The organism is Bradyrhizobium sp. R2.2-H (genome assembly GCF_004346455.1).
Lineage (GTDB): Bacteria > Pseudomonadota > Alphaproteobacteria > Rhizobiales > Xanthobacteraceae > Bradyrhizobium > Bradyrhizobium diversitatis.
Window position 1 is genome coordinate 329,513 of sequence record NZ_SMBR01000003.1, and the last position, 12,451, is coordinate 341,963.

The following is a 12,451-nucleotide window of genomic DNA, read 5'->3' on the forward strand; positions in this document are numbered from 1 at the left end:
TTACCTAGCACAATCCGCGATTTTTGCAATCAGAACTTGGTTCGGGGACTCAAATGGAGAGTCCTAATGATCGCGAACTATCTGCCCCAGACCGCGGACATCGATGGTCGGTGGCTGATCTTCTATGACAGTAGTTTCGCTCTTGCCCGTTGCGAATTGCATGAGGATCAAGAGCCCGACGAGACTGTTTGGCCGGAGAACGGCGACCCGCCGAGTATCGCAAGGCGACCTGGGACCGAGAACAGCGTCGAGATCTTCCCTGACTATTGGGAAGGCGGCGACCGCATGTTCGTTCGGGTAAAGCCCGAGACGCTACGGATATTTGACCGCGGAGTGATCCCCGACCGCGGATCTGAACAACTCTGGTTCGATCACGAAGTGAACCAGCAATTCATCCTTGATGATTTACCCGCCTTGAAGCGTGAAGCCGAGCGGCGCGCTTATCTCGACGCGGTCGCCAGGTGGGAACGCCATCCTGCGCACACCGATGAAACAATCGAATTGCCCGAACGGCCAGTGTTCGAACCTGCCCGCGCCGAATGGCAAGCCTGGCAGTCGACTCTCGTCGAATGGCAAGCCTTGTATGCGAAACTCGACAGCGAGTTATCCCCCGAAGCCCGCAAGCAAGGTCGTCCCGCGCTGAATGCTGAACAGCGCGCAGCGGTCGACACCATCAGCAACAAGATTCAAGCCCTCGGCAATGCATATTGGAGCAAGGTTCCCGTGGAAAACAAAGAACCGAAATCGCAGGACGAGGTTCGCCGCCAAAAGCTGTACGGTCCGCCCGCCGGCTCGCTGGTCGGACAAACGCCGCTCGCGATTGCCGGCCTTGCCGCTCGTCCGATCGATGAGTTCAACGATGGATGGGCTTGCATCGAGCGTTGGCCGGACGATCCTCCGCAATTGCCGACACAGGTCGAGGAAACCTATCCGGCGATCTTTCACCAGCTCAATTCCGCAATTCGGCGGATCGTCACCATGGCGCAAAAACCGCGCACGTTTCGCGTGGACCGGTGCGCGCACATCATCGCCATTCTGGCACAGGTGCACCCGGAAACATCTACAAAACTCATTGACCTGATCCGGACGAACAAGTGCGCGCTTCCGGAAGATGCGCTCGCCAAGGCTCACAAACAGTTCGAAGAAAAGATCGTGTGGGAAGTGCAGGGCAAAAATCGCGGTTCCTACATCGCGACGAGCAGCGGCAAGCCTGACCCGTCCAGCTTCGACAATGTACGCATCTTCCTGAATCTCCGCGGTGTTGATCTGCGCTTCGACGAGTTCACCAATGCCATAGAGGGGAGCGAAAGCCCCTATGTTGCTTGGCAGCGGCTTGATGAGAATCAGCGCAAAGCTTTGTGGCTCGACACGCATACGAGCGGTCACGGCCTCTATTGTTCGTGGGATTTCTTCCGCGCCAGCATCGATCGCATCGCTCGCGAGTACAGCTACGATTCCTTGCGCGACGCTGTGGATACGCTGAAATGGGACGGCGTGGAGCGGCTTGGCAATTGGTTGTCGAATGCCGTCGGTTGCCCGGATGACGCCTACCATCGCGCGGTCGGCGCCAACCTGATCGGTGGCCTGGTCAAGCGTGCGCGCGAGCCCGGGGCGAAGCACGACGAAACCGTGATTTTCATCTCCGAGGAAGGCAAAGCCAAGTCGACCATGTGCAAGGCGCTCGCGCTGCGGCCCGAATGGTTCATCGATTCGGTCGAGTTGGGCGGCAGGCCGCAGGACGTCATTCCGCAGCTCAAAGGAAAGCAGATCATCGAATTGGCCGAGCTGGCCGGCATGTCGAAGACCGAAACCACAAAGCTTAAAGCGTTCATGTCGCGCGAGAACGACAACGCAACCCTGAAGTGGAAGGAGGAAGCGAGCGATCATCTCCGCCGGCACATCTTCGTCGCGACCACAAACGACAGCACCCCGCTACTGTCCCAAACCGGAAATCGCCGTTGGCTCCCGGTCCACGTCGTCGACAAGATCGATATTGAATGGGTCCGCGAGAACATCGAGCAGCTTTACGCAGAAGCCGCCGAATGGCATTCGACTGGCGAGGATTTCAGGATCCCCGAGGGGCTGTGGGCGATCGCCGGAAGGCACCAGGACGCGGCGCGCGAACGGACGGGCGCGGAAGACGTGCTTGCTTACACCTTTGGCGATGCCAGCGATTGCTATGTGACCGCGGCCGACGTCCAGACGTTCGCTTCTGAGCGCGGGATGCCTCTGCGGGACGTCCGCGCGGCGCTCAAGGGGCTTGGCTTCGCTCCCGTGCCGCATCGCGACGGCGATAGTGTTCGGAAGGTTTGGCGGCGCGGCCGATCCGAGGCTGCCATTCGGTTCAAGGCGGAGATATTCGTCAACCGGCCGTGTGAATTGGTGGTCGACAGATTGGCGCAAGTGGCAACAGTTACAACGCTGCCACCTTGTCCGGTCGGTCTGCCACCCGTGCCATCGCCGCGAGGCTGAATGTAACCGTTACTGTAACCGTTGGGACCATCTCGCGGTTACAGTGATTTCGCAATGAATTCAGAGCGATGCGAACTTGTAACCGTTGTAACTGTAGATTCTTCTATTAGAGCAGAGAAAATAGAATCCTATAGCTACGTATAGCCGTAGCCCCCGTGGGAAATCTGCGGTTACACGGTAACAACGGTTACAAGCTGCCTCCTGGTCAATTGTTGCATCGCTTGCAGATCATCTCACCGTCGCCGATTGGTGGCGCGAGAACGACCAGTTGTTCCGGCGCGAACTCTTCTTCGCAGTGATCGCAGCGAGTGTTTTCGGTCATGGTCAAAGCCTGTCTTAAATCGCACCGGTTTTCCAGCGCCTTCGCGATCCCCTCGGTTCACTCCGTGCGTGATTAACGGATTATATATCTTCTACTCATATCCTAACGCGCTGAAATAGCGTTACTTTCTTGAACATGATGCGCATATGTTGCGCCCTTGGCCGGTGATGCGGGTCGGGGGCGCAATTCACATTGGAAAAATGCGAATGAAATCCGGCCCGAAATGCACCGTTTGCAGCCACGACGAAAGGTGGCGGATCGAATTGCTGCGCGCAGGCGGCGCGTCGCTCGACAGCCTGGCCACCAAGTTCGGATTGTCCAAGGACGCAATCGGTCGGCACTGGCACAACCATGTCAGCGCCGAAATGAAGGCGTCCTATTTGGTCGGGCCGGCGCAGCTCGCCGAGCTTGCGGAGAAGGCGGCGGACGAGGGCGCTTCGGTGCTCGACCACTTCCGGGCCGTGCGCACGATGCTGATGTCGCAGCTTGCGGCCACCACCGAGGCCGGCGATGCGCGCGGTGCGGCGATTGTGGCGGGCCAGCTCGTCGGCGTGCTTGAGAAGATCGGAAAAGTAACTGGCGAGATCGCCACGATCGCGCAAGGCACCATCAACGTCACCAACAACGTGGCGATCGTGAACAGCCCGCAGTTCGCCAAGGTGCAGGCGGCGCAGCTCGCTGCCCTGGCACCGTATCCCGAGGCGCGCGCCGCAGTGGTCGCCGCCTGGCGAAAGCTCGATGCGGAGGGCTCGGACGAGCGGCCGACGGGTAGGGCGCCCATGGTGATTGACGCCGTCGCGCTGCCGCCTTGCCCCGTACCGTTACCGGAGACGAACGCATGACCACCATTGCCGCTGCGCTTGCCGACGCATTGGAGGATGGCGGATGGCGCGCCAAGGCTCGTCCGAGCCAGCTCCCGCCGCCCGGTGACTGGAATGGGTGGATGATCCTGGCCGGCCGCGGGTTCGGTAAGACTCGAGCCGGGGCAGGGTGGGTGCACGATCTCGTCGAAACGCGCCAGGCCGGCCGCATTGCTTTGGTCGCAGCAACTGCCGCCGATGCGCGCGATACGCTGGTCGAGGGCGTGTCGGGCCTGCTCAACACCGCACCGCCGTGGAATAGGCCGCAGTACGAGTCGAGCAAGCGCCGGCTGACCTGGCCAAATGGTGCCGTCGCGACGACCTTTTCCAGCGAGGAAGCCGATCGGCTCCGCGGCCCCGAGCATGACGCCGCGTGGGCAGACGAACTGGCCGCGTGGACCGACGTGCAGGGCACCTGGGACATGCTGCAATTCGGCCTGCGTCTCGGCAAGCGCCCGCGCTGGCTGGTGACCACGACCCCGAGGCCCATCAAGCTGCTCAAGGAGCTGTTGGCGCGCCAGGGCAGGGACGTCGTCGTGACGCGCGGCTCGACCTTCGAGAACGAAGCCAACCTGGCTCCGACCTTCCTCGCTGCCGTCCGCCAGCGCTACGAGGGCACGCGCCTCGGTCGACAAGAACTGAACGCCGAGCTGCTTTCGGATAACCCGGGCGCTCTCTGGCAACTGGAATGGCTCGACCGCGATCGCATCTCAGTGGCACCGGAGCTGCGCCGCATCGTCGTGGCGATCGATCCGGCCGTTTCTAACAATGAGGGATCGGACGAAACCGGAATCGTCGTTGCCGGCGTTGCGCGTGATGGAACGATCTACGTGCTCGAAGATTGCTCGGGCCGCTACGCTCCGCACGAGTGGGCCGCCGTAGCGATTGCGGCTTACCGCCGCCACAAGGCTGACCGGATCCTGGCCGAAGTGAACAACGGCGGCGCCATGGTCGAGGCGACCATCCGCGTGCTCGACTCCCGCGTGAGCTTCAAGGCCGTGCATGCCAGCCGCGGCAAAGTGGTGCGCGCCGAGCCGATCGCGGCGCTCTACGAGCAGCGCAAGGTTCATCACGTCGGCGGATTTGATGTGCTCGAAGATCAGATGTGCGCGTTCACTTCGGATTTCGACCGCGCCAAAGTCGGCTATTCGCCGGATCGCGTCGACGCGCTGGTTTGGGCGCTAACCGAGCTGAGCGGGCCGCAGTTCACGACGAGCCATTGGGAGCTGCGGATTTGAGGACTACTTGAACGCATCAAATGAGGGTAATACCGCCTTCTGTTCGTGAATAGTCGCTATTAGATCGTTTGCGAGAAGTTCGTAATCCTCCTTCGACTGAATTTGCGCCATTCTTGAGCGGAGCTGAACCCTTTGTTCCACCGGCAATACAGGAGCGGCGATTGTTTGCATCTGCTCCAGATAGTTCGCTGCCCGGACGATATAGGAAGTGCGCACTCCCTGCAAAAAGAGTACGCCCAGTACGGTGAGAGCGACAGCATATCTTATCGATTTTGAGGTGCGCTTCTGAACTTCAGTGAGGGAGCTGCGCTTTCGCATCATGAGGCCAAGAGCCAAGCCGGCTACCCCGCCGATTAGCCCTTGGAAAAGGAGCAGGCTTACACGCTCGTAGTTCCCCTTTGCTATCTCGCGATACATTGCCTCGCTAAGGGCCTTCGATCCTAGATTGGTTAATAATGCAAGTTGCTCGCCAATCCACAGCACTAACGGTTTGAATGCGAAATCCCACAGAGCGGAGCCAAGGATGGCTAAACTGAGACTGCCAACAATCCAGAGCAGGCTCTTGGTGAGACTGAATGAAGGTTCGAATTTGTTCGAGTCCATATCACTTTAATCCGTAGTATTTCAAAGCTGCCTCTTTAAGCAGATCGGTTGCAATTGCCGAGCCGATCTTCCACGCCCCTGACGCCGCCTTCGGTGCGTTCCTCTTGATCCATTCTAACGCCTTTGGTCCGAGAGGTTTGTCTGCGGTCGGCGGTCCCTCCGAAGCAACAATGTCGGTGATTTCCTTGGCTGCACCGTCCGGCAACCCCGCCTTGGCAAGCTCACTCACCATCGAAACGGAGTCGCCGGCCACGATTGCGAGTGCCACTTGAGCGCCATCAGTCGCGGTGACGTGCGTCACGTTCCCGTAGACGGTTTGATTGAAAATTTGGGTGACCGCCGCTGCGGTCTCTGGTGTTTTGCTGCTGATCACTTGCTGCAAGGTAACTTCGATGGCGTCAGGCACGCGCTTTTCAAGCTCGATGGTCAGTTCGAGAATCCGAGCGCGTACGGTCTGCACGATCTCTTGAATTGCGATTGGCGACATCTCAGCGACAATCGAATTGCAGGCCCAATCCTTGTAAACTTTGCCTTGCAGCAACAGGATTAAATTTGAAGCGTTGATCCCCAATGTTTCTTCGCTGGCCGCCATATCCTGAACGGTAGCGATGCTTTCCCTAACTTTATATCGGGTCCATTCTATGCTCGCGTGCTTCTCCACGAGTGCTGTTGGAATTGGCGCATTATTGATGCCAGAATTAAAAGGACCAGACCAACTGCCTCGAAATGAAAGAGCTGCCACTCGATATTCGGGGACATCCGCGTCCTTAGGATATCCCTCTGCTTCGTATTTGACCCAATCCTCAAGTGGTTCACTTCCCAGTCGGGAAGCTAAGAAACGCAATTTCAGCAAGATCGTGCCGAGATTCGGATTCTCTTGGAGAATCGCGCCCTGGATTTCCCGAAGTATGCTCAACGTTGCCCCCATGCCGTCCGGTTGAATCGACACGCGCCCTGATTCGGCCGTCAATTGTGCACAACGCTGAGCGAGCATTGATATGCGGAGTTCGAATTACTGTGGATTCGCTCCCCATATCTCCGACCTATTCACAGCCTTGTCGCGCCTCGTGTCGCGCCGAGTAGCCGGGAGTGCTCGGGAGCCATTGAGAATTCACGGGAATTTCGCGCAACAAGCGCAACACAAATTCCGCACCGACACGTCAGTTAAGTATCTGAAAAGACTGGCGATCCCGGCAGGACTCGAACCTGCAACCCGCGGAGTAGAAATCCGCTACTCTATCCAGTTGAGCTACGGGACCGTTTTGAGCCGCCCGGTCTGGGGGCTGGCCGTTCATCTAACATGCCAATATGAAAAATCTGGTGTTTCGCCAAGCCTGAACCGAACCGTTTTCCTCAATGCCGCGACAAAGTGGAACAGTGGCGTGTCAGGGTGCCGGGTTGAGCGGCAGCGGACTGGACGATGGATCACATCGCCGGGACCGCTGAGGAGCTTCCGGGACACCGCCGCTGGTCGATTGGTCCGGTATTGCTGCGCCATCAGGCGGCGTGCGCGGCGGTATCTTGATCGGTCTCCTCTGGGCTTGCCTTGTCATGGCGATTGCGACGATTTGCACCTTTGGTTCCATCGCCTTGAGGCCGTCACCTTTCCGCGCATTTCTTGCGACAAGCGGCGTTCGTCCGCGATTTCCGGGAGTCCATCCATGATCGGTCTTGTTCGCGCCGTCACGATCTGCGCCGCGCTGGCGCTCGGCCTTGTCGCTGCGCAGGCCGCCGACAAGGCTTTCAAACGCGACGATCTCGCCGATTCCGCGATCAAGCTGGAGGCCCAGATCAAGAGCGAGGCGGGGCCGGTCGCCAAGTCCAGCGCGACGCTGCGCACGGATGCCGACGCCGCCTTCCGGCGCAATGATTACCGCACCGGGCTGTCGGTGCTCGGGCAGATCGCGGCCACCACGCCTGATGATGCCGGCAACTGGCTGCGGCTTGCCAAGGTCATCTTCCAGATCTCGCCCAAGAGCTCGAGCGAGCAGACCTTCCTGCTCGAGCGCGCTTCGACCGCCGCCTATATCGCCTATCAGCGCGCCGGAAACCCGGGCGAGGAGGCCGACGCACTCGCCGTGCTCGGCAAGGCGCTGGCCGAACGAAAATTGTGGCGGCCGGCGCTGGATGCATTGCGGCTGTCGCTCGACATGCGCGAGGTCGCCGACGTCCGCGGTCAATATGAGAAGATGCGCGACGAGCACGGCTTCCGGCTGCTCGACTACACCGTGGACTCGGATTCGGCGAGCCCGCGCGCCTGCTTCCAGTTCTCGGAAGAGCTTGCCAAGCGGACCGACTTCGCGCCTTTCCTGGCGCTGGCGGGGCAGGACAAGCCGGCTCTGTCGGCAGAAGGCAAGCAGCTCTGCGTCGACGGGCTGAAGCACGGCGAGCGCTACAACATCAATCTGCGCGCCGGCCTGCCGTCCACGGTGAAGGAGGGCCTGCCGAAATCGGCCGAGTTCAACATCTATGTGCGCGACCGCAAGCCCTTCGTGCGCTTCACCAGCCGCGCCTATGTGCTGCCGCGAACCGGCCAGCGTGGCATTCCCGTGGTCAGCGTCAACACGCCCGCGGTCAACATCAACGTCTTCCGGATCGGCGACCGCAATCTGATCAACACGGTGGTCGACAGCGACTTCCAGAGGACGCTGTCGACATACCAGCTCTCCGATCTCGGCGACCAGCGCGGCGTCAAGGTCTGGTCCGGCGAGCTCGCGACCGCGATGACCCTGAACCAGGACGTCACCACCGCATTCCCGGTGGACCAGGCGCTCGGCGAGCTGCAGCCCGGCGTCTACGTCATGACCGCCGCGGCCAAGGGCCCGGGCTCGGACGACGAATCCCAGCTCGCGACGCAATGGTTCATCGTCTCCGACCTCGGCGTTTCCGCGTATTCCGGCAATGACGGCATCCATGTCTTCGTCAACTCGCTGGCCTCGACCGATCCGGTCGGCAAGGCCGAGGTGCGGCTGGTTGCCCGCAACAACGAGATTTTGGCCACCCGCAAGACCGACGACAGCGGCCACGTGCTTTTCGAAGCAGGGCTCGCGCGCGGTGAGGGCGGCCTGTCGCCGGCGATGCTCACCGTCACCGGCGAGAAGGCCGACTATGCCTTCCTCAGCCTCAAGTCCTCCGCCTTCGATCTGTCCGACCGCGGCGTTTCGGGGCGTGCGGTGCCGGCCGGCGCCGACGCGTTCGTTTATGCCGAGCGCGGCGTCTACCGCTCCAGCGAGACCGTCTATCTGACCGCGCTGTTGCGTGACGGTCAGGGCAATGCCGTCACCGGCGGGCCGATGACGCTGGTGATCGAGCGTCCCGACGGCGTCGAATTCCGCCGCGCCGTGCTGGCCGACCAGGGCGCCGGTGGCCGCACGCTGGCCGTGCCCCTCAACTCGGCCGTCCCCACCGGAACGTGGCGGGTGCGCGCCTTCACCGATCCGAAGGGATCGTCCGTCGGCGAGACCACCTTCCTGGTCGAGGATTACGTCCCCGATCGGATCGAATTCGATTTGTCGGCCAAGGACAAGCTGATCAAAGCTAATGCTCCAGTGGAGCTGAAGGCGGACGGCCATTTCCTCTATGGCGCGCCGGCCTCCGGCCTCCAGCTCGAAGGCGACATGCTGGTGGCGCCGGCGAGCGAACGCCCGGGCTTTGCCGGCTATCAATTCGGCGTCGACGACGAGGAGACCAGCTCGAACGAGCGCACGCCGCTCGAGAACCTGCCCGAGGCGGACGCCAACGGCGTTGCCACCTTCCCGGTCACGCTGGACAAGCAGCCGTCCTCGACCCGGCCGCAGGAGGCGCAGATCTTCATCCGCATGGTCGAGACCGGCGGCCGCGCCGTCGAGCGCAAGATCGTGCTGCCGGTCACGCCCGCCACGGCGCAGATCGGCATCAAGCCGCTGTTCGGCGACAAGAACGTCGCCGAGGGCGACAAGGCCGAGTTCGAAGTCGTGTTCGTCTCGCCCGAGGGCAAGACGCTGCCGCGCGACGGGCTGCGCTATGAGCTCCTGAAGATGGAGTCGCGCTACCAGTGGTACCGCCAGAACAATTATTGGGAGTACGAGCCGGTCAAGTCGACCTCGCGCGTGGCCGACGGCGATGTCGTGATCGCCGCGGACAAGCCCTCGCGGATTTCGTTGAACCCACAGCCTGGCCGCTATCGTCTCGACGTGAAGTCGAACGATGCGGATGGCCCGGTGACCTCGGTGCAGTTCGACGTCGGCTGGTATTCCGACGGTAGCGCCGACACCCCGGACCTGTTGGAGACTTCGATCGACAAGCCGCAATACGCCTCGGGCGACACCATGACGGTGTCGGTCAATGTCCGCAGCGCCGGCAAGCTGACCGTCAACGTGGTCGGCGACCGCCTGCTGACGACGCAGACCATCGACGTCAAGGAAGGCACCGCACAGGTGAAGCTCCCGGTCGGCAAGGACTGGGGCACCGGCGCCTACGTCGTGGCGACGCTGCGCCGTCCGCTCGATGCGGCGGCCCAGCGCATGCCGGGCCGCGCGATCGGGCTGAAATGGTTCGGCATCGACAAGCAGGCCCGGACGCTGCAGGTGAAGCTGTCGCCGCCTTCACTGATCCGGCCGAACTCGACGCTGAAGATCCCGGTCAAGCTCGACGGGCTCAATCCGGGCGAGGACGCCAAGGTCGTCATCGCCGCGGTCGATGTCGGCATCCTCAACCTCACCAATTACAAGCCGCCGGCGCCGGACGATTACTATCTCGGCCAGCGCCGCCTGAGCGCGGAGATCCGCGATCTCTACGGGCAACTCATCGACGGCATGTCGGGCACGCGCGGCCAGATCAAGTCCGGCGGCGACGCCGGCGCTGGTGAGCTCCAGGGCTCACCGCCCGCGCAAAAACCGCTCGCGCTCTATTCGGGCATCGTCACGGTCGCCGCTGACGGCACGGCCGAAGTGAGCTTCGACATTCCGGAGTTCGCCGGCACCGCGCGCGTGATGGCGGTGGCGTGGACCGCCACGAAGCTCGGCCGCGCCAGCACCGATGTCGTGATCCGCGATCCCGTGGTGCTGACCACGACCCTGCCGCGCTTCCTGCTCAACGGCGACCACGGTACCGTCAATATCGAGATCGACAATGTCGAGGGCCAGGCTGGCGACTACGTCATCAACGTGAAGACGGGCGGCCCGGTGAAGATATCAGGCAATCCCGCGACCACCGTGAAGCTCGCCGCCAAGCAGCGCAACGCGTTCTCGCTCGCGATCGACGCGACTGCGGCGGGGCAGGCGACGCTCGATGTCGACATCCGGGGCCCGAATGGCCTCGCGCTGGCGCGCCACTATGCCTTCGACGTCAAGGCAGCGACGCAGGTGCTGGCACGGCGTTCGATCCGCACCCTGGCGAAAGGCGAGAGCCTGACGCTGACCTCGGACATGTTCTCCGATCTCGTGCCGGGTACCGGCAGCGTCTCGGTCTCGGCCAGCCTGTCCACCGCGCTCGATGCGGCGACGATCCTCAAGGCGCTGGACCGCTATCCCTATGGCTGCTCGGAGCAGATTACGAGCCGGGCCATGCCGCTGCTCTATGTCAACGATCTCGCCGCCGGGGCGCATCTGGCCATGGACACCGAGGTCGACCAGCGCATCCGCGACGCGATCGAGCGGTTGCTGGCCCGCCAGGGCTCGAACGGCTCGTTCGGCCTGTGGTCGGCGGGCGGCGACGATGCCTGGCTCGATGCTTACGTGACCGACTTCCTCACCCGCGCCCGCGAAAAGGGCTTTGCGGTGCCGGACGTGCTGTTCAAGACCGCGCTCGACCGCATCCGCAACTTCGTCGTCAATGCCGACGAGCCGGAGAAGGATGGCGGGCGCGATCTCGCCTATGGCCTCTACGTGCTGGCACGCAACGGCGCCGCGCCGATCGGCGATCTCCGCTATCTCGCCGACACCAAGCTGAACAACCTTGCGACGCCGATCGCAAAGTCGCAGCTCGCGGCAGCTCTTGCACTGGTCGGCGACCGCAATCGCGCCGAGCGGGTCTATGCTGCCGCGCTCGACAGCCTCGCGCCCAAGCCGGTGCTGGAGTTCGGCCGCACCGATTACGGTTCGCAGCTCCGCGATGCCGCAGCGCTTGTCTCGCTCGCCAGTGAAGGCAACGCGCCGAAGGCTACGTTGACGCAGGCAGTGTCGCGGGTCGAGTCCGCGCGCGGACTGACGCCCTACACCTCCACGCAGGAGAATGCGTGGCTGGTGCTGGCGGCGCGGGCATTGGCCAGGGAGAACCTCTCCATGGAAGTGGACGGCCAGCCGGTCAAGACCGCGCTCTACCGCAGCTACAAGGCGGACACGCTGAGCGGCAAGCCGCTGAAGATCACCAACACCGGCGATGCGCCGGTGCAGGCGGTGGTCTCGGTGTCGGGCTCGCCGGTGACGCCGGAGCCCGCCGCATCCAACGGCTTCAAGATCGAGCGCAGCTACTTCACGCTCGACGGCAAGCCGGCCGATATCAGCAAGGTCAAGCAGAACCAGCGCTTTGCGGTGGTGCTGAAGATCACCGAGGCCAAGCCCGAATACGGCCACATCATGGTGTCGGACTATCTGCCGGCGGGCCTGGAGATCGACAATCCCAAGCTGGTGTCCTCCGGCGACAGCGGCACGCTGGACTGGATCGAGGACGGCGAGGAGCCCGAGGATACCGAGTTCCGCGACGACCGCTTCACCGCGGCGGTCGACCGGGCCTCGGATTCCAAATCGGTGTTCACCGTCGCCTATGTCGTGCGCGCGGTGTCGCCCGGCAAATATGTGCTGCCGCAGGCCTATGTCGAGGATATGTATAATCCGTCGCGCTATGGGCGGACCGGCACGGGTGCCGTCGAGGTGCGGGCGGCGAAGTGAGGTGGTGGGTTCGAGCGTAAGCGGGATTGTATGAGCGACGCGGCGCCACATTCTCAGTCGTCATGCCCGGGCTTGCCCCGGGCATCCACG

Annotated in this window: 6 protein-coding genes and 1 tRNA gene; 4 read left to right on the forward strand and 3 right to left on the reverse strand. The window is 62.3% G+C overall.

The features are described 5' to 3' along the window. Positions 1-66: 66 nt before the first annotated feature. The 3 genes from EDE08_RS09175 to EDE08_RS09185 all read left to right on the forward strand — a co-directional run bounded on the left by EDE08_RS09175 (position 67) and on the right by EDE08_RS09185 (position 4,892). A complete protein-coding gene (locus EDE08_RS09175; RefSeq protein ID WP_131868594.1) occupies positions 67-2,472 on the forward strand; it encodes a VapE domain-containing protein in 2,406 nt (801 codons plus the stop codon). A gap of 528 nt (positions 2,473-3,000) precedes the next feature. Further along, complete coding sequence (locus EDE08_RS09180) at positions 3,001-3,636, forward strand: hypothetical protein (protein ID WP_131868595.1); 636 nt, start codon at positions 3,001-3,003, stop codon at positions 3,634-3,636. Beyond that, a complete protein-coding gene (locus EDE08_RS09185) occupies positions 3,633-4,892 on the forward strand; it encodes a DNA-packaging protein (RefSeq protein ID WP_131868596.1) in 1,260 nt (419 codons plus the stop codon). The genes EDE08_RS09180 and EDE08_RS09185 overlap by 4 nt, the downstream gene beginning before the upstream one ends. A gap of 3 nt (positions 4,893-4,895) precedes the next feature. Here EDE08_RS09185 and EDE08_RS09190 read toward each other — a convergent pair whose 3' ends face one another. The 3 genes from EDE08_RS09190 to EDE08_RS09200 form a co-directional block, all read right to left on the reverse strand. Beyond that, the gene (locus EDE08_RS09190) at positions 4,896-5,495 is read right to left on the reverse strand and encodes a hypothetical protein (protein ID WP_131868597.1); all 600 of its coding nucleotides are present in this window, start codon (positions 5,493-5,495) and stop codon (positions 4,896-4,898) included. A gap of 1 nt (position 5,496) precedes the next feature. After that, on the reverse strand, positions 5,497-6,444 hold the full coding sequence (locus tag EDE08_RS09195; protein ID WP_131868598.1) for an AbiTii domain-containing protein: 948 nt from the start codon (positions 6,442-6,444) through the stop codon (positions 5,497-5,499). A gap of 233 nt (positions 6,445-6,677) precedes the next feature. Beyond that, positions 6,678-6,754 (reverse strand) — tRNA-Arg (locus tag EDE08_RS09200). Between the two features lie 402 nt (positions 6,755-7,156). Here EDE08_RS09200 and EDE08_RS09205 point away from each other — a divergent pair. Next, on the forward strand, positions 7,157-12,361 hold the full coding sequence (locus tag EDE08_RS09205; RefSeq protein ID WP_131868599.1) for an alpha-2-macroglobulin family protein: 5,205 nt from the start codon (positions 7,157-7,159) through the stop codon (positions 12,359-12,361). Positions 12,362-12,451: the final 90 nt, after the last annotated feature.

What these genes read in the sequence shown, in the direction of transcription:
- EDE08_RS09190 (WP_131868597.1), bottom strand. Translation starts at nt 5,495, where the DNA reads ATGGACTCGAACAAATTCGAACCTTCATTCAGTCTCACCAAGAGCCTG.
- EDE08_RS09185 (WP_131868596.1), top strand. Translation starts at nt 3,633, where the DNA reads ATGACCACCATTGCCGCTGCGCTTGCCGACGCATTGGAGGATGGCGGA.
- EDE08_RS09205 (WP_131868599.1), top strand. Translation starts at nt 7,157, where the DNA reads ATGATCGGTCTTGTTCGCGCCGTCACGATCTGCGCCGCGCTGGCGCTC.
- EDE08_RS09180 (WP_131868595.1), top strand. Translation starts at nt 3,001, where the DNA reads ATGAAATCCGGCCCGAAATGCACCGTTTGCAGCCACGACGAAAGGTGG.
- EDE08_RS09175 (WP_131868594.1), top strand. Translation starts at nt 67, where the DNA reads ATGATCGCGAACTATCTGCCCCAGACCGCGGACATCGATGGTCGGTGG.